This window comes from uncultured Polaribacter sp., from assembly GCF_947503855.1.
Taxonomy (GTDB): domain Bacteria; phylum Bacteroidota; class Bacteroidia; order Flavobacteriales; family Flavobacteriaceae; genus Polaribacter.
The window spans coordinates 322,474-341,407 of record NZ_CANNFF010000002.1; the positions used below are offsets into that span (position 1 = coordinate 322,474).

An 18,934-nucleotide genomic window follows, 5' to 3' on the forward strand; every position below is an offset into this window, starting at 1 on the left:
GTTTTCTTACTTTTATGGTAAATTATTGTAAAAATATGAAAACAGCTAAACGTATCTTTTCTTTTTTAAGTGTTGTTATTGTAACCGTCCTTTTCTATAACGCTATCAACAAAAAACATTTAGAAAAAGATAGTGATACTTCTAAAGAACCTGAAACACAAACGCATAAAACCTATAAAATAAAATCTCTAAAACTACCAGAAAATTTAAATTTAGCTGGTGAGCGTGTTCCTTTAGAAATACCAGATGTTAGAGAAAGAATGGAAAGAGAATTATTGGTAAATACTTACTGGCAATCTAATGGACTCTTATTAATTAAAAGAGCTAACAAGTATTTTCCAATTTTAGAACCTCTTTTAAAAAAATATAATTTACCAGACGATTTTAAATTTTTGGCTTTGGCAGAAAGTGGTTTTATAGATGAAACATCTTCTGCTGGTGCTGCAGGTATGTGGCACTTTATGAAAACTACAGGCAAAGAATATGGTTTAGAAATAAACAGTAATGTTGATGAGAGATATGATATTGAAAAATCTACTAAAGTTGCTGCAGAATATTTAAAAAAATCTAAAGAACGCTTAGGAACATGGACTTTAGCTGCTGCTGCTTATAATGCTGGAAATTACGGAATTTCTAAAAGATTAAAAACACAACAAGTAAGTTCTTATTACGACGCGCTTTTACCCAATGAAACAGAAAGATATGTTTTTAGAATATTAGCGTTAAAAGAAATTATAACAAACCCTAAAAAATATGGTTTTGTTTTTGAAGAAAAAGATTTATATCAGTTAGAAGAAAGTAGAACCGTTAAAGTAGATACTGCTATTAGTAATTTAGCTGTATTTGCAAAAGGGTTTAGCATGAATTATAAAGAGTTAAAAATACGCAACCCTTGGTTAAGAGAAAATAAGCTGAATAATAAAAGCAGAAAATTATACCATATTAAAGTACCTTTAGAATAGTAATTAATCTACTATATTTTTCACTCTACCAACAATACCAGACTCTAATTTCACTTTTATTCCGTAAGGATGACTTGGTGATTTGGTGAGTATTTTAGCAACCTTACCACTGGTTAATTGCCCAAAAAGTTGATGCGGTTTTTGTATAACTTCTACAAATAATCCAATTTTAATATTTTTTCTTTGCCTTCCGTCAATCATAAGATTTCAAAAATACGTAAATAAAAAAGCCTATCAAATCTTGATAGGCTTTTAGATAAAAAATTAACTAGTAATATATTGTTATATAACTTTTACGTTTACTGCGTTTAATCCTTTTCTTCCATCTTGTAAGTCGAATTCAACTTCATCGTTTTCACGAATTTCGTCAACTAATCCTGACACATGTACAAAATGTTCTTTGTTTGTTCCTTCTTCAGTGATGAATCCGAATCCTTTAGATTCATTGAAAAATTTTACGGTACCTTTATTCATTATAAAAAATTATTGTGTTATCAGTTTATTTACTAACAACGTTTATTATGACGCAAAGATACTACCAATTATGTTAATGAAATGTAAAATATTGATTTTCTTTTCATTAAATCTCTTAAAGCTTATGTATAAAGGCTTTGACTTCGTTAAATTCTTCAATAATTTCGTTAAAAACCTCTTTTACATGTTTTATTTGGTGAATTAAACCTGCAATTTGGCCTATTTCTAACTCTCCATTATCTAAATCTCCTTCAAACATTCCTTTTTTTGCACGTGCTCTACCTAATAATGCTTTTAAAGCTTCTAAAGTTGGTTTTTGTTGATACAATTCTTGTACTTCATTATAAAATTTGTTTTTAACCAAACGTACAGGCGCCAATTCTTTTAAAGTTAGCTGTGTATCGCCATCTTTTACATCAACAATGGTTTGTTTAAAGTTTTTATGTGCAGAAGATTCTTCTGTTGCTGCAAACCTACTTCCTATTTGTACCCCATCTGCGCCTAAAACCATAGCTGCTAACATGCCTCTACCAGAACCCACACCACCCGCAGCAATAACAGGTATTTTAAGGTGTTCTTTTACCATAGGTATTAAAGTGAAAGTAGTAGTTTCTTCTCTTCCATTATGCCCTCCAGCTTCAAAACCTTCACAAACAACAGCATCTACACCTGCACTTTGTGCTTTTAAAGCAAATTTTACAGAACTAACTACATGCACTACAGTAATCCCTTTTTTCTTTAAGTAAGATGTCCAAGTTTTTGGATTGCCAGCAGAAGTAAAAACAATTTTTACTTCTTCTTCTACAATGATATCCATAATTTTTTCAATTTCTGGATAAAGCATAGGTACATTCACCCCAAAAGGTTTTTTAGTTGCTTTTTTACATTTTTGAATGTGTTTTCTTAAAACCTCTGGGTACATAGAACCTGCACCAATTAAACCCAAACCACCAACATTAGAAACTGCAGATGCTAATTTGTAACCAGAAACCCATACCATTCCACCTTGTATAATTGGGTATTGTATATTAAATAAGTTACTAACTTTATTTTGCATTACTGTTTTATAATTTTAAAGGTTTTCTGCAAATTATTCCTAGAAATTCTTAACAAATACAAGCCTTTTTTTAAGGTTGATATATCTAAAGTAGGTTTTGTTAATTTTTGTTGCTGATAAACTACTTTGCCTAAAACATTAAATATTTGAATATCAAAATCTTGTAAACTCTCTTTAAACCCTTCAAATTTAAAAGTATTTATTACTGGGTTTGGAACAATTTTTAAATTCTCAAAAAAACAATCTTCTACAGAACCAGTAGAGCCAATATATTTATATAAAGCTGTTTCAAAATTAGGAATACCATAACCATGTTGTGCTGTGGGATTATTAAATCTATCTGCAGATTCGTACAGAGCTTCTTTTAAATAAGCATTAAAGTTTTTATTTTGTTGTTTAGCTGATTTTAAAAGAAACCCCTCATTATCATTCAAACAAGCTATTAAACCAGCCATAATTGGCGATGAAAAAGAAGTACCATTGTAGTTTACAATACTACCATTTTGATGATTTATAACTGCTGATGCTGTTCCTTGTGCTAAAATTTCTGGTTTTATGCGACCATCAAAACTAGGTCCAAAAGAACTAAAAGAAGATATGTTTCCATTTATATCCACAGCACCCACAGTAATTACTGAAGCTGCATCTGCAGGAGCCGAAATATATTTCCAAGAACTAGTACCTTCATTACCAGCAGAATTTACCACTAAAATACCTTTATGGGCAGCAATTTCTGCTCCTCTAGAAATAAAAGTAGTTTTGCCATCCATATCAGCATAACTGTAATTGTGTTTTGGGTTGTCAAAAGTAGAATACCCTAAAGAGGTATTAATAACATCAACCCCTAAACTATCTGCCATTTCAGCGGCTTCTACCCACAAGGTTTCTTCTAAAACTGTTTCTGTTTCTGCAATTTCTGATATGAATAAATAAAATTTTGCATCGGGTGCAGTACCTACAAATTGGTTTTCTAAATAACCTCCAATAGTAGATAAAACATTCGTACCATGATTGTGTCTTGTATAAAAATTTGCATTTCTGTCAGCAAAATTATAGCCTCCTAAAATTTGATTATTATCTCTTAATCGTTTAAAAGCAGCTAAGGTATTTACATTCGGGAAACCCGCATCTATCACTGCAATAATTTGGTTTTTACCTGTCAAACCTTCTGTATGTAAAAAATCTCCTTTTAACATTTTAATTTGACTCTCTGCTGCACCATAATTAAAAGTTTCTTCGGTATTTTTAAATTTATTTAGGTGGTGTGCTTCGGTTTTTTGAAAAGTTCTTTTATTAGATGTATTTAAAGTTTTATCTGCAAAGTCAATACTTTTTACAAAAGTAAAATCTATTTTTAGGCTATTTATAGCTGTTTGTGTGCCTTGAATGTGTAATGCATTTAACCATTTAGATTTTCCTAAAACAGTAATTCCTAAAGAATTTTTAATGTTATTAATATAACTTTGGTAAATTGGAACATCTGTTTCATCTATAGTAATATTTTGCTTTCCTCTTCTATCAATAGCTTTTTGAGTAAGCATTGTTAAAGGGTTTGCTATATAAGCCGCAGCGTTGGGTTTGTCTTTAAAAAATAACCAAGCGTCTTCTTGCTGTGCAAAAAAAGTTGTACTGCAAATAAAAACAAAAAATAGTAGATTTTTTTTCATAGTTCTTTAAATGAAATATAAAAATACTACTTTAATTAAGGTAAAAAAAGTTTTTAAGAAATTACACCAGAGCCTAGTAATTCTTCGTGTTTGTACCAAGCCACAAATTGCCCTTCTTGTATGGCAGATTGCTTATTTTCAAACTCTACATACATACCTGTTGCAACTTTATATAAAGTTGCTTTTTCTAAAGCTTGTCGGTAACGAATTCTGGCTTCAACTTGCAAGGTTTCTCCTTCTTCTAAAATAAGATCTTCACGAATCCAATGCGTTTCTTCATTAGAAACAAACAAAACATTTCTATACAAACCAGCGTGGTTTTTACCTTCTCCAGTAAAAATAATATTAGTATCTACATCTGTTTCAATGACATACAAAGCCTCTTTTGTACCACCAACGTTTAAACCTTTACGTTGACCTTTTGTAAAATAATGAGCACCATTATGTTTGCCTACAACTTTACCATCATCTTTTTGATAGCTATATTTTGTAGCTAAATAGTTTAATTCGGCTTCTTTATTTTCAAATTTTGGTATCGATTTTGTGTACTGATAAAAATCAGCAGGAATAGTTACAATTTCGCCATCTTTAGGCTGTAATTTTTGTTGTAAAAACTCTGGTAACCTAACTTTTCCTATAAAACATAAACCCTGAGAATCTTTCTTTTCTGCAGTAATTAAATCGGCTTTTTTAGCAATTTCTCTAACCTCTGGTTTTGTTAATTCACCAATTGGAAATAAAGCTTTTGCCAATTGTTCTTGTGATAATTGACATAAAAAATAAGATTGATCTTTGTTATGGTCTTTGCCAGCTAATAATTTAAAAACTGGTTTTCCGTTGATGATTTCTTCTCCTTTTCTACAATAATGACCAGTTGCCACATAATCTGCACCTAATTTTAAGGCGATGTCCATAAAAACATCAAACTTAATTTCTCTATTGCATAAAATATCTGGATTTGGTGTTCTTCCTTTTTCGTATTCTGCAAACATATAATCTACAATTCGCGCTTTATACTGTTCACTTAAATCTACAACCTGAAAAGGAATACCTAATTTTTCGGCAACAATCATTGCATCATTACTATCTTCTAACCAAGGACATTCGTTAGAAATGGTTACAGAGTCATCATGCCAATTTTTCATAAAAAGGCCAATAACTTCGAAACCTTGTTCTTTTAATAAATGTGCTGTAACACTAGAATCTACTCCACCAGAAAGGCCTACAACTACTCGTTTCATTTTCTATTTTTGAAGGTGCAAAGATACGAATTAGAAATGGTTTATAAGGATTGAAAGAATTGATAATAGGATTGGTTTCTGTGATGTAATAGTTTCTAATATGAAAATTTTAAACAACTTTTTCTAACTTCCAACTTCCAACTAAAACCTAATGCTCTTTTTTTCTCTTATAAGTATTTTTCTTCTTTTTATCTTTTTCTGTGGCTATTTCCCCATCTAAATAATACTGCCACTTGCCTACTCTTTTACCATTTTTATAAATACCTGTTTCTTTTAAGTTGCCATTCAATTCAAAATATTTTGCCAATCCATTTGGTTTGCCATTCTTATAAGTAATTTCTTCTATTAAAACACCTTTACTTGAGTATTTACTAGATACACCCTCTAATAAACCATTTTTATATTCTGCATATTCAGTTACTTGTCCATCTGGATAATACACCAATTGCTCTCCATGTAATTGACCTTTTTTGTTATAATTTTCTTTAGACATTAAAGTACCATCTGGATAAAAATATTTCCAGTTTCCTACTCTTTGTCTTCCATTCATAACTCCCTCTGTTTTTATTTGTCCTTTTAATGTATAAAACTGCACAAATAAAGAATCAGAATCTTCGAAAAAGGTTTTTATAATTAATGGGTTTTTAGAGGTGGTAATGTCATAAAATTTAAAAACACCAACTTCTTTGCCGTCTTTAAACTGACCTGTATAACGTATTCTTTTGTTTGGATAATACTTTTTCCAAACACCAGTTCTCTTATTATTTTTATCAAATTGATTTATTTTTTGAGCATTACAATCAATACTTGAAAAATAAAAAGTAAAAAAAGTAAAAATAAAAAGGAGTCTTTTTATATTTATCATTTCAAAATAATTTTCATACAAATATACATTAATAGTGTCCAAAACAAATCAATTGTATCTTTTAGAGCAGTTAAATAACTTAGAAACTGCTAAAAGAGAAAACAGACAAAGAATTGCAAATATTGTATTAGAGCAAGCTTTTTTGTTTGAAGAATTGGTAACTATTACATTTTGGATAGATAAAAAAATTTCTATAAAAGCTGCTTGGGTATTAGAATGGATTTGCACACACCAGAATCTAGATTTTATTTTACCTTATTTAAATGAATTTACCAGCAAAATAAGCAGCTTAAAATTTGACAGCGCCATTAGACCTTGCGCAAAAATTTGCGAATATTTGGCAACTGCATATTATGCTAAATCAGCAAATAAAACAAAAGAAACCCTTACCTTAGTACATATAGATGCCATTGTAGAAACGGGTTTTGATTGGTTAATTACACCACAAAAAATTGCAGTTAGGGCATACACAATGAATACCTTATACTTATTTGGTTTAGAAAAAGAATGGATTCATCCAGAGTTAAAACACCTTATTGAAACCAAAATAATACACGAAAGTAAAGGCACAAAAGCTCGTGGAAAACATGTTATAAAATTGATTGAAAAACATACAAAAAGCCATTAATAAATGTGTTTTAATGCTTATTTTTGTTGCTTACAATACAACAAAAATGAATTTAACAAAACTAAATGCCATTTCTCCTATTGATGGACGTTACAGAGGTAAAATTGAATCACTTGCTAACTATTTTTCTGAGAAAGCTTTAATAAAATATCGTGTTCGTGTAGAAATAGAATACTTTATTGCCTTGTGCGAAATACCTTTACCACAATTAGAAGATTTTAATACTTCTCTTTTTGAAGATTTGCGTAAAATATATACAGATTTTTCTACTGAAGACGCTCAAAAAATTAAAGATATTGAGAAAATCACCAATCATGATGTAAAAGCTGTTGAGTATTTTATCAAAGAGAAATTTGATACCTTAAAATTACAAAAATATAAAGAGTTTATCCATTTTGGATTGACCTCTCAAGATATTAACAACACCGCAATTCCGCTTTCTATAAAAGAAGCTGTAAAGGATGTGTATATACCACAATATTTTGAGGTTTTAGAAAAGCTACAAGAATTGGTAATTGAGTGGAAAGACATTTCTATGTTAGCAAGAACGCATGGTCAGCCAGCATCTCCAACAAGATTAGGTAAAGAGGTTGAAGTTTTTGTTGTGCGTTTAAAAGAACAATTTAATTTATTAAATAACATACCAAATGCTGCAAAATTTGGTGGTGCTACTGGTAATTACAACGCACATAAAGTTGCCTATCCAGCTATTAATTGGAAAGAATTTGGAAGTAAATTTGTACAAGAACAATTAGGTTTGCAACACTCTTTTCCAACAACTCAAATAGAACACTATGATCATATGGCTGCTTTATTTGACTGTTTAAAACGTATAAATACCATTATTGTAGATTTAGATAGAGACTTCTGGACCTATGTTTCTATGGATTATTTTAAACAAAAAATTAAAAAAGGTGAAGTAGGTTCTTCTGCAATGCCACACAAAGTAAACCCAATAGATTTTGAAAATTCTGAAGGGAATTTAGGAATTGCCAATGCTATTTTTGAACATCTTTCTGCTAAATTACCAATATCTAGGTTGCAAAGAGATTTAACAGACAGTACTGTTTTAAGAAATGTTGGTGTACCTTTTGGACATACTATTATTGGTTTTACATCAACCTTAAAAGGATTGAATAAGTTATTGTTAAACAAAGAAAAGTTTGAACAAGATTTAGAAAATAATTGGGCTGTTGTAGCAGAGGCTATTCAAACTATTTTAAGAAGAGAGGCATATCCAAACCCTTATGAAGCCTTGAAGGGTTTAACAAGAACGAATGAAAAAATAAATCAAAAATCGATTGCAAATTTTATTGATACTTTAGAAGTTTCATCAGAAATTAAAGAAGAATTAAAAGCAATTACTCCTGCTAATTACACAGGAATATAGTTTTAACTAGAAGTTGGAAGTGATTAAAAAATAAAGAATGATAAGTATCAAAAATATTTTTAAGAAATGGAATTGGGAGTTTAAAATTGGAATATTTTTAACTACTCTTCAAACTTTATGCTTCTTCCTTTTAACCTCATTTTTTTTATTTAGTGCCTGTTCATCAGAAAAAATAGATGCGAATAGATTTAAGGAAGGTGTTTTTGAAATACCTGCAGGAAATGGTTACAGCAAGACAGTTATTACCAGAGTTGATAGTTTGCAAATAGAAGAATATGAAAAAATTATTAGTATTTCTAATGATAGTGTAATTACAGAAAAAAGAGTTAAAAGAATAGATACTTTATACATAAAATGGAAAAGTAACTTCTTTTATTCTTTAAAAATGAAATCTCCAAAAAAACAGTTAGATAAAGATGCTATTTATGTTCAAATAACGAAAGTTACAGATAGTTCTTATGATTTTTCTGCTAAAATTGGCTTCAGCAAATTTGCTACAGATGGTACAATTTATAAAGTAAAATAACATGGAAATTTTTACACATGCAGATACATGGGTTGCTTTATTAACCCTTACTTTTCTAGAAATAATATTAGGTATAGATAATATTATTTTTATCTCTATTGCTGCAAATAAATTACCAGAAAATCAAGTTAAAAAAGCCACTCTATTAGGATTGGCTTTGGCTATGATTACAAGAATATTGTTACTTTTTGGAGTGTCTTATTTAATTGCATTAAAAGAACCTTTTTTAAAAATAAACACAGATTGGCTTAATACAGGTTTAACAGGGCAAAGCATCATTTTGTTTTTAGGAGGGGTGTTTTTAATTTACAAAAGTACCAAAGAAATTAGACAGAAAGTAGAAAACACCAATGAAGATGAAGTTTTAAAATCGCCAAAAGTAGTTTCGTTTACAAATATTATCATTCAAATTATTTTAATAGATATCGTTTTTTCTTTTGATAGTATTTTAACTGCTGTTGGGATGACAAATGGCATTGATGGGGCTTTAATTATCATGATAATAGCTGTAATAGTATCTATTTTAATTATGATGCTTTTTGCAAACCCAATTAGTAGTTTTGTAAATAAAAATCCTACCATACAAATGTTGGCATTATCGTTTTTAATTTTAATAGGTTTTATGCTAATTACAGAAGGAGCTCATTTATCGCATACAGAATTTTTTAACAAAACTGTAGGAGCAATTCCTAAAGGATATTTGTATTTTGCGATTGCGTTTTCTTTAGGTGTAGAAATGCTGAATCTAAAAATTAGAAAAAAGTAACGTTTTGTGTAAAAAACTACTAAGTATATTTTTTCTTTTACTATTGATGCTTCCTGTATCCATAGAAATTCTTCATGATTTAGAAAACCATGAACACAATGTTTGTACCTCTGTTGGTGAACAACACATACATAAACAAAATATAAATTGTGACGAATTTCATAAGCAATTAACCGTTTTTTCTAAAGAAATTAGTGCTAACTGCAATGTAATTCCAAAACATTTTTATAAAACTTCTTTTGTTGATAAACCTCAAAAATATTTAGATTTTTATCAATTAAAAAAACCTCCTAGAGGCCCACCTTTTTTTACTGTTTAAAAAATAGTTTTCTACAAAAAGTGTAGAAAATATAAACTCTAATCGTTTTTTTAAAAGATATAGATTTATATGTCTATATGCAATAAACAGTAAAATAATAACATGAAAACAATTATAAAACTGCTATTTTTTTTAGCAATATATACAACTAATGCACAAAATAGCATTTCAGGAAAAATTACAGATAACCAAAACAATCCTTTAGAAAAAGTACAAATTTATATAGAAGAAACCCATAAAGGAACTGTTACCTCTAAAGAGGGAACTTATGGGTTTAAAAATCTTCCTAATGGCAAAATTAAAATTACCTACACCTATTTAGGTTATAAAACAGTTGTTAAAACTATAGATATTAATTCAGAAAATATAGTAATCAATATTCAATTAAAAGAAAGTTTTTTTCAAATAGATGAAATTATTGTTTCTACTCCATTTAACAAATTACAGTCAGAAAATGTAATGAAAGTAGAACGTTTAAGCGCTGTTGCTATTAGAAAACTTGGTAACACAACCTTATCTGAAGGTATTACAAACATTGCAGGAGTTTCACAAATATCTACAGGAACTTCTATTGGAAAACCTGTTATTAGAGGTTTAAGTGGTAACAGAGTTTTGGTTTACACACAAGGTATTCGTTTAGAAAACCAGCAATTTGGTGGCGAACATGGATTGGGAATTAATGATGCTGGCATTAGCTCTGTAGAAATTATAAAAGGACCTGCTTCTCTACTCTATGGGTCAGATGCTTTGGGTGGTGTTTTGTATTTAAACCCAGAAAAATTTGCTTTAGAAAACAATTCAGAATTTAATGTAAATCAACGTTTTTTCAGCAATACCTTAGGTACAAACACATCAGTGGGCGCTAAAATATCAAAAGAAAATTGGAAATTTTTAGCAAGAGGAACTTATGCAAATCATGCTGATTATAAAATTCCTACTGATGAAAGAGTTACCAATACACGTTTTAACGAAAAAGACTTTAAAACAGGTGTTGCCTACTCTAAAAACAAATTTACATCAGAACTTCGTTATAATTTTAATCGTTCTAAATTGGGCTTAACAGAAGGGATTGCAGCACAATCTACAAGTACAGATATTTTAGAACCTTATCAATTTATAGACAATCATATAGTAAGTTCTCATAATCATTTTTTCTTCGGAAAATCGAAGTTAGATATCGATTTAGGCTATACTTTTAACGATAGACAAGAGTTTGAAGAACATGAAGACCATAATGAAAATGAAACCGAAGAAGCACATGAAGAGCATGAAGAAGCTGCTTTAAGAATGAAGTTAAAAACGTTTTCTTACAATGCAAAATATCATTTTCCTAAAATTGGTAACATCGAAATACTTTCTGGTATACAAGGTTTGCATCAAACAAATACCAATTTTGCTAAAGAAATTCTAATACCAGATGCAAATGTAAACGACGTTGGTATTTTTACAACAGCAAACTATACATGGAATAAAAATACTTTACAAGCAGGAATTCGTTTTGATAATAGACAAATTTCTACTGAAAGAATGGAAGTTGTTCACGATACTGAAACACATATTTTTGATGCTATTGATAAGTCTTTTAATAGTTTTACAACTTCTTTAGGTTTAAAAACTTCTTTTACAGAGGCAATTACTGCAAGATTAAATGTTGCAACCGGTTTTAGAGCTCCAAATTTAGCAGAACTAAGTTCTAATGGTGTACATCATGGAACCAATAGGTTCGAAAAAGGAAATGCGAATTTAAAAAACGAAAAAAATACTCAAATAGATGTGTCTGTAGAATATAAAACAGAACATTTTGAATTGTTTGCCAATGGTTTTTACAATCATTTAAAAGATTATATTTTTATAACACCAACTAATGAAATTGAAGATGGTGAACAAGTTTTTACCTACATTCAAGAAAATGCCAAATTATATGGTGGCGAATTTGGTTTTCATTTACATCCACATCCACAAGATTGGTTGCATTTAGAAAGTGTTTTTGAAACTGTTATTGGTAAACAAGACAATGGGAATTTTTTACCCTTAATACCTGCAAATACTTGGAGAAACACTTTTAGAACAGAGTTTTCTATTGGAAAATGGTTGCGACAAGGCTATAGTTCTGTAACATTACAAAGCACTTTTGCACAAAATAATAGTAGTGCATTTGAAACAACTACAGAGGGTTACAACCTACTAAATTTAGGTTTTGGTGGCGATATTAACTTTAAAAACATAAAGGTTTCTACCTCTATTTCTGTAAATAATTTATTAAATAAAACATACATTCATCACTTATCAAGATTAAAAAACGATGGTATATTTAACCAAGGTAGAAATATTGTTTTAGGTATAAATTTTACAATTTAAAATATTTTAAAAAGAATGAAAAAAGTGTTGCTTTTGTGTAACACTTTTTTCTTAATTTTGGTAATTATTACGTTTGCTGTTTTAGATCTTTTATTAAGTGATAAAAATGCTCGAATAAAAAAGCATTTTTATGTCTAAATTACCCAAGAAATATCAATTTATAGATTTGTCAGATTATGGCAGACCCATTGCAAGGGTTATTGCAAATTCATTAAAAACAACTTCTTTTACACCTGTACACGTCACTATTGCATTTGTAATCTCTGGTTTAACTGGTGTTTTTTGTATTACACAAGGGCATTATTGGACAGCTGCTTTCTTTTTAATTTTTAAATCTATTTTAGATGCTGCAGATGGTGAGTTGGCAAGAATAAAAAAAACACCTTCTTATACTGGTAGATTTCTAGATTCTGTTTCAGATATTATTTTAAATTTTATTATTTTTATTACTATTTGGCAATTAACAACAATAAATTTTTACTGGATGTTACTGGCTTTTTTCGGAATTCAATTACAAGGTACTTTATACAACTACTACTACGTAATTCTTAGAAATCGATTTTCTGGAGACACTACAAGTAGAATTTTTGAAGATACTACACCCATTGCTTTACCAGGAGAAAAGCAAAAAAACGTAAACATCCTTTTTTTTCTATACACCTTATTTTATGGTATTTTTGATAAAATAATTTATGCTTTAGATAAAAATGCATCCAAAGGAAAACCATTTCCTAATTGGTTAATGACCTTAATTTCTACTTTTGGCTTAGGCTTTCAACTTTTGATTATTAGCCTTCTTTTAGTTTTCAATTTAAAAGAATTTATCATTCCGTTTTTTATTGGATATTCCGTTTTTATTTTTGTTTTTATCTTTATTAGAAAAGTGTTTTATTAACGTACATGTTTTGTACTCTTTAAAGTACTTAAAACAATAAATGAAGCAAGAAAAAATAAAGCTAAAGAAAGTACACTCCACTGCATAGAATCTGTTAAATAAATTAAGAAACCAAATACAAAAGTTCCTAAAACAATGGCAATTTTCTCGGTTACATCATAAAAACTAAAATACGTTGCATGGTCTTTTGTTTCTGGTAATAGTTTAGAATATGTAGATCGAGTTAGAGATTGTATAGCACCTAAAACCATACCCAACAAACCACCTAAAGCATAAAAATACAAATCAACATTAGGTAGTTCTTTTTCTAACATAAACGCACTAAAACATACTAAAACCCAAATAAATAAAGTAATTTTTATGGCTTTAAAATTTCCATACTTTTTTGATACATTAGAAAATACATAAGCCCCTAAAATAGCTACAAATTGTATTAACAACACTGTAACTATTAAATTAATGGTACCTAAACCTAACTCTGAAGACCCAAAAATAGTGGCTAATAAAATAATGGTTTGTACGCCTACACTTAGTAAAAAAAATGCAATTAAAAAGTTTCTCAATGTTGGATAATTTTTAAGTTCTATCGAAACTTTTTTTAATTCTTTAAAACCTTTCCAAATAAAATCTTTTTCGGGCTTTCGGTTAAACACATTATTGGGTAATTTTTTAAATGTTATTTGCGCAAAACCAATCCACCATAAACCAACCATTACAAAAGAAATTCTCATGGCTTTTAATGAAGCTGCATTTTTTACGGTTTCTAAAGCTGCTGTTATTTCTTCATCTGAACCATTGGCTGTAATATTTTCTGGTATACTTAAATCAAAACCAAAAAAAGAAGGTTGTAAAATCATACCTAAACTAATTAATAAAAGTATAATAGAACCAATATAACCATATATAAAACCTTTTGCACTTGCAGCATCTTGTTGCTCTGGGCTTGCTACTTCTGGTAAATAAGAGTTATAAAAAACAATACTAGACCAAAAACCAATACTTGCTAAAATTGTACAAAGTATTCCTATCCAAGTTGTGCTAACATCTTCAAAAAAATACATACTAATTACAGAAAAACCACCCAACCAACAAAAAAACTTCATAAATTTTAATTTATTACCTGTATAATCTGCAATGGCAGATAATATGGGAGAAATAAAAGCTACTATTAAAAATGAAAATGATAAAGAATAACTGTATAAAGTGTCAGGATAATCCCAATCCATCCAAAGAAAACGAACGGTTTTTCCTTTTGTAATAGCATCATAAAATAATGGAAAAACTGCAGTACTAATTACTAAAGAATATACTGAATTTGCCCAATCGTAAAATGCCCAAGCATTTATTAGTTTATTACTCCCTTTTTGTAACATAAAATTTTTTTAAATAAAAATACCGTTCATTTTATTTTGAACGGGACACAAGATAGTAAAAGTTTTACTACTTTTTATTTTAAGGTTGTAACGCCATTATATTTTGCAGCATACTTTTTTGCTGTTGGTAAATAAGTTCTTAAATCATTAATTCTAGATTCGTTTGATGGGTGCGTTCTTAAAATTGCAGGTTGAGAATTTTTATCTGAACTTTGACTCATTCTAACCCAAACCTCTGCTGCTTCGGTGCCATCATAACCTGCCATAATCATAAAGACCAAACCTAATCTGTCTGCCTCTTGCTCATGTACTCTACTAAATTTTAAGACTCCTAAACCAGAACCAACCCCAAAAGCAGCATTCCATATTTTTTGCGTTTTACTATCTTTTTCAGAGGCACCTAGAGCAACGGCCAAACCACCAATTTGCTGTAATTGCCCATGAGACATTCTTTCTTGTCCGTGTTTTGCAAAAGCATGCGCAACTTCATGCCCCATTACTGCTGCAACTCCATCTTCATTTGCACAAATTGGCATAATACCTGTATAAAAAACCACTTTTCCTCCTGGCATACACCAAGCATTTAAGGTTTTGTCCTCTACTAAGTTAAATTCCCATTTGTATGCATTTGCTTCAGATGTCATGTTGTTTGCTCTCATAAATCTATCTACAGCTGCAGAAATATTTTTACCAACATTTTTAATTTGGTTGGTCATTTCTTTATTAGTAGACAGTTTATTTTCTTTTAAAAATCCTTTATATTGTGCAAAACTAACAGGTAAAACTTTTGAATCACTTACAAAATTTACTCTACTTCTGCCTGTAATTGGCACTTTACTGCATTCTGTAAATAAGACGATTGAAAGTAAAAAAATAGCATATTTTTTCATTTGTAATAACTTTATATTTCTTATTTATTTGATTAGCAATTTATAAATTTTATCTATACTATGAGTACTCATTACATTTTAAAATAACTTAATAGTATATTTTTAAAAATTTATTAAGTTTTCTTTAAGAATTTCGGTTTGTATATTTGTGTATGAAATTGATATAAATTTCGACTAAAATTAAAGTACGAAACATAAATAATAAAATAATATGAATAAAATAATTCCATTTTTGTCGATCATTTTTTTAATGAGTTGCAATAGTAAAGCGCAAAATAAAAATGAAGAAAATAAAATATATACTATTGTTAAATCTGAAGAACAGTGGAAAAAAATATTGACAGACAAAGAATATTATGTATTAAGAGAAGCTGGTACAGAAAAAGCATTTACAAGTCCATTAAATAACAATAAAAAAGAAGGCACTTATCTGTGTGCTGCGTGTAAAACACCTTTATACCAATCTAAACACAAATATGATTCAGGCTCTGGTTGGCCTTCTTTTGATAGAGCTATAAAAGGAAATGTAGAAATGGATGTAGATTATAAAATTGGTTATGCTAGGACAGAATTAAAATGCAATACTTGTGGCAGTCATTTAGGCCATTCATTTGATGATGGCCCACAAGAAACTACTGGAAAACGCCATTGTATTAATGGTATTGCTTTAAATTTTACACCCAAAGAGAAGTAATTTAAAAAATAATTAAACTCTATTTAAGTACACATAATCATTTTTTTTAGCACTTTATTTCCGAAGAAAATATAGTCTAAAAAAGCTACTATAAGCCTTTTAAAATAGTGGTTATTTCTTATATTTGTGTTTCCTAAAAAAGACACAAATTATGTTTAATAATTTAAGCGATAAATTAGATAAAGCCTTACACACCCTAAAAGGGCATGGTAAAATTACAGAAGTTAACGTTGCAGAAACTTTAAAAGAAGTTAGAAGAGCACTATTAGATGCCGATGTTAACTTTAAAATTGCCAAAGAATTTACCAAGAGAGTACAAACCAAAGCCATAGGACAAAATGTATTAACAACCATAAATCCTGGGCAATTAATGGTAAAGTTAGTTAAAGACGAACTTACTCAATTAATGGGTGGTGAAACTGTGGGTGTAAATTTAGGAGGTAGCCCTACTATAATTTTAATGTCTGGTTTACAAGGTTCTGGTAAAACAACTTTTTCTGGAAAATTAGCAAACTACCTTAAAGACAAAAAAAATAAGCAAGTTTTATTGGTAGGTTGTGATGTATACAGACCAGCAGCTATCAATCAATTACAAGTTGTAGGAGAACAAATTGATGTAGAAGTTTATGCAGAAGTTGGCAATAACAATCCTGTAGAAATTTCTAAAAATGCAATTGCCCACGCTAAAGCAAACGGAAAAAATGTGGTGATTATAGATACTGCAGGTCGTTTAGCAGTAGATGAAGAAATGATGTCAGAAATTTCTAACATCCACAAAGCAATAGAACCACAAGAAACTTTGTTTGTGGTAGATTCTATGACAGGGCAAGATGCCGTAAATACAGCAAAAGCATTTAACGATATTTTAAATTTTGATGGTGTTGTACTAACAAAATTAGATGGTGATACACGAGGTGGAGCCGCACTTTCTATAAAATCTGTAGTTGATAAGCCAATTAAGTTTATTGGTACAGGAGAAAAAATGGATGCAATTGATGTATTTCATCCTGATAGAATGGCAGATCGTATTTTAGGTATGGGTGATGTGGTTTCTTTAGTAGAAAGAGCCCAAGACCAATATGATGAAGAAGAAGCTAGAAAACTGCAGAAAAAAATCGCAAAAAATCAATTTGGTTTCGATGATTTCTTAAATCAAATTCAGCAAATAAAAAAAATGGGAAGCATGAAAGACCTTATGGGTATGATTCCTGGTGCTGGCAAAGCTTTAAAAGACGTAGATATTGATGATGATGCTTTTAAAGGAATCGAAGCAATTATTCATTCTATGACACCTTCTGAAAGAAGCACACCTTCTACCATAAACGCTAGCAGAAAGAAAAGAATTGCTAAAGGTTCTGGAACTTCTATCCAAGAAGTAAACCAATTAATGAAGCAATTTAACCAAATGAGTAAAATGATGAAAATGATGCAAGGTGGTGGTGGCAAAAAGATGATGCAGATGATGAAAGGAATGAAATAGTGAAGTGTGAAATAATAAAAAATAATAACAAATGTTATTTCGAAATGAGCTTTTTTTAAGTGATTTAGAAATCTCCAATTGTAACTTTGAAACCATAAAATGATTTTATTAGACGGAAAAAAAACAGCAGCAGATATTAAAGAAGAAATTTCTTTAGAAGTAGATTATTTAAAAAATAATCATAAAAAAGCACCACATTTAGCAGCCATTATTGTAGGGAATAATGGCGCAAGTATTACGTATGTAAATGCAAAAGTAAAAGCTTGTGAACGTGTTGGTTTCGAATCTACATTGATTCGTTTACCAGAAGATATTACCGAAGAAGCGTTACTAAATGAAATTGCTGTTTTAAATATAGATAATGATATTGATGGTTTTATCGTTCAGCTTCCACTGCCAAAACATATAGATGAACAAAAAGTAATAATGGCTGTTGCCCCTGATAAGGATGTAGATGGATTTCATCCAACAAATGTTGGTAAAATGGCTTTAAACTTACCAACTTTTATTTCTGCAACACCTTTTGGCATTTTAGAATTGTTAGATAGATATGAAGTAGAAACTTCTGGCAAACACGTTGTTGTTTTGGGTAGAAGCCATATTGTGGGTAGCCCAATGAGTATTTTATTATCTCAAAAAAGAAAAGTAGGTAATGCTACTGTTACAATGTGCCATAGTAGAACAAAAAACTTAAAAGAAATTACTTTACAAGCAGATATAATTGTAGCTGCCATAGGAATACCAGAGTTTTTAAAAGCAGATATGGTTAAAGATAATGTAACTGTAATTGATGTTGGAATTACCAGAGTTGCAGATCCTTCTAAGAAAAATGGTTTTAGATTGGTAGGTGATGTTGCTTTTAAAGAAGTTGCAGAAAAATCTCAATATATTACTCCAGTTCCTGGTGGCGTAGGCCCAATGACCATCGCAATGCTCTTAAAAAATACTTTATTAGCGTGCAAGAGAAAAAACGCACATGACTCAAATGATTGTTAAAAATTATTTTTTTAAATATTTTTATTTATTAAAAATCATCCATTTTCTAAATAAAACATAAATGGTAACAGCTCCAAAACATCAACTAAATATAGCAATATTTCTTTAAAAAAAGAAAATTTTAATTAATAAAAAAAATCTTGTCTTATTATTTTGGGTGCTATTTTAATTATTCATTCATAATATTTTAAAGCAACCTATAAAAATAGAGCTAAAAAGTATCATTATCAAAATTTTAATTTAAATGAAGATAGCTTTTAAACCTTTAATATGATTACCCGTTGTGCATTTTAAATAATGCTAATTTTAATATTATTAATATTCCTATCGAATATAAATTTATTGATGTACTG

General features: G+C 29.5%; 19 protein-coding genes. 11 read left to right on the plus strand and 8 right to left on the minus strand.

Going from position 1 to position 18,934, the window contains the following annotated elements:
• The first annotated feature begins 35 nt into the window (after positions 1-35).
• Entirely contained in the window at positions 36-962 is a 927-nt protein-coding gene (locus Q0662_RS02880) for a lytic transglycosylase domain-containing protein (protein ID WP_298946987.1), read from the plus strand.
• A gap of 3 nt (positions 963-965) precedes the next feature.
• Here Q0662_RS02880 and Q0662_RS02885 read toward each other — a convergent pair whose 3' ends face one another.
• The 6 genes from Q0662_RS02885 to Q0662_RS02910 all read right to left on the minus strand — a co-directional run bounded on the left by Q0662_RS02885 (position 966) and on the right by Q0662_RS02910 (position 6,266).
• Positions 966-1,163 carry a YwbE family protein gene (locus Q0662_RS02885; protein WP_347186608.1) on the minus strand — a complete coding sequence of 66 codons (198 nt, stop codon included), beginning with the start codon at positions 1,161-1,163 and terminating at the stop codon, positions 966-968.
• Between the two features lie 81 nt (positions 1,164-1,244).
• Positions 1,245-1,436, minus strand: a complete 192-nt coding sequence (locus Q0662_RS02890) for a cold shock domain-containing protein (protein ID WP_298946988.1) — start codon at positions 1,434-1,436, stop codon at positions 1,245-1,247.
• Between the two features lie 115 nt (positions 1,437-1,551).
• Entirely contained in the window at positions 1,552-2,493 is a 942-nt protein-coding gene (locus Q0662_RS02895) for a nitronate monooxygenase (protein WP_298946989.1), read from the minus strand.
• Positions 2,493-4,160, minus strand: a complete 1,668-nt coding sequence (locus Q0662_RS02900) for a S8 family serine peptidase (protein WP_298946991.1) — start codon at positions 4,158-4,160, stop codon at positions 2,493-2,495. Before Q0662_RS02900 ends, Q0662_RS02895 begins: the two co-directional genes overlap by 1 nt.
• A gap of 53 nt (positions 4,161-4,213) precedes the next feature.
• Entirely contained in the window at positions 4,214-5,401 is a 1,188-nt protein-coding gene (mnmA, locus tag Q0662_RS02905; protein ID WP_298946993.1) for a tRNA 2-thiouridine(34) synthase MnmA, read from the minus strand.
• 148 nt (positions 5,402-5,549) lie between these two features.
• Complete coding sequence (locus Q0662_RS02910; RefSeq protein ID WP_298946995.1) at positions 5,550-6,266, minus strand: toxin-antitoxin system YwqK family antitoxin; 717 nt, start codon at positions 6,264-6,266, stop codon at positions 5,550-5,552.
• Positions 6,267-6,300: 34 nt separating this feature from the next.
• Between Q0662_RS02910 and Q0662_RS02915 the strand changes: the two genes are divergently transcribed.
• The 7 genes from Q0662_RS02915 to Q0662_RS02945 all read left to right on the plus strand — a co-directional run bounded on the left by Q0662_RS02915 (position 6,301) and on the right by Q0662_RS02945 (position 13,148).
• Positions 6,301-6,894 carry an adenylosuccinate lyase gene (locus Q0662_RS02915; protein ID WP_298946998.1) on the plus strand — a complete coding sequence of 198 codons (594 nt, stop codon included), beginning with the start codon at positions 6,301-6,303 and terminating at the stop codon, positions 6,892-6,894.
• Between the two features lie 46 nt (positions 6,895-6,940).
• Positions 6,941-8,284, plus strand: coding sequence for an adenylosuccinate lyase (purB, locus tag Q0662_RS02920; protein WP_298946999.1), 1,344 nt, complete (start codon positions 6,941-6,943; stop codon positions 8,282-8,284).
• 37 nt (positions 8,285-8,321) lie between these two features.
• The gene (locus Q0662_RS02925; RefSeq protein ID WP_298947002.1) at positions 8,322-8,810 is read left to right on the plus strand and encodes a hypothetical protein; all 489 of its coding nucleotides are present in this window, start codon (positions 8,322-8,324) and stop codon (positions 8,808-8,810) included.
• 1 nt (position 8,811) lies between these two features.
• Positions 8,812-9,576 carry a TerC family protein gene (locus Q0662_RS02930; RefSeq protein WP_298947005.1) on the plus strand — a complete coding sequence of 255 codons (765 nt, stop codon included), beginning with the start codon at positions 8,812-8,814 and terminating at the stop codon, positions 9,574-9,576.
• 43 nt (positions 9,577-9,619) lie between these two features.
• Positions 9,620-9,895: a hypothetical protein gene (locus Q0662_RS02935; protein WP_298947007.1), complete on the plus strand. Its 276-nt coding sequence runs from the start codon at positions 9,620-9,622 to the stop codon at positions 9,893-9,895.
• 102 nt (positions 9,896-9,997) lie between these two features.
• Positions 9,998-12,253 (plus strand): TonB-dependent receptor, encoded by a 2,256-nt coding sequence (locus Q0662_RS02940; protein ID WP_298947008.1) that lies wholly within the window; start codon positions 9,998-10,000, stop codon positions 12,251-12,253.
• 130 nt (positions 12,254-12,383) lie between these two features.
• Entirely contained in the window at positions 12,384-13,148 is a 765-nt protein-coding gene (locus Q0662_RS02945; protein WP_298947010.1) for a CDP-alcohol phosphatidyltransferase family protein, read from the plus strand.
• Here the strand turns inward: Q0662_RS02945 and Q0662_RS02950 are convergent.
• Together Q0662_RS02950 and Q0662_RS02955 are read right to left on the minus strand one after the other, a co-directional pair.
• On the minus strand, positions 13,145-14,521 hold the full coding sequence (locus Q0662_RS02950; protein WP_298947012.1) for an MFS transporter: 1,377 nt from the start codon (positions 14,519-14,521) through the stop codon (positions 13,145-13,147). The genes Q0662_RS02945 and Q0662_RS02950 overlap by 4 nt on opposite strands.
• Before the next feature lie 74 nt (positions 14,522-14,595).
• The gene (locus Q0662_RS02955; protein ID WP_298947014.1) at positions 14,596-15,411 is read right to left on the minus strand and encodes a M48 family metallopeptidase; all 816 of its coding nucleotides are present in this window, start codon (positions 15,409-15,411) and stop codon (positions 14,596-14,598) included.
• Between the two features lie 211 nt (positions 15,412-15,622).
• On the opposite strand from Q0662_RS02955, the gene msrB reads away from it, so the two are divergent.
• From msrB to folD, 3 genes are all read left to right on the plus strand, one after another.
• Positions 15,623-16,105, plus strand: coding sequence for a peptide-methionine (R)-S-oxide reductase MsrB (msrB, locus tag Q0662_RS02960; protein WP_298947016.1), 483 nt, complete (start codon positions 15,623-15,625; stop codon positions 16,103-16,105).
• 151 nt (positions 16,106-16,256) lie between these two features.
• Positions 16,257-17,585, plus strand: coding sequence for a signal recognition particle protein (gene ffh, locus Q0662_RS02965; protein WP_298947018.1), 1,329 nt, complete (start codon positions 16,257-16,259; stop codon positions 17,583-17,585).
• 99 nt (positions 17,586-17,684) lie between these two features.
• Entirely contained in the window at positions 17,685-18,581 is an 897-nt protein-coding gene (gene folD, locus Q0662_RS02970) for a bifunctional methylenetetrahydrofolate dehydrogenase/methenyltetrahydrofolate cyclohydrolase FolD (protein WP_298947020.1), read from the plus strand.
• Positions 18,582-18,934: the final 353 nt, after the last annotated feature.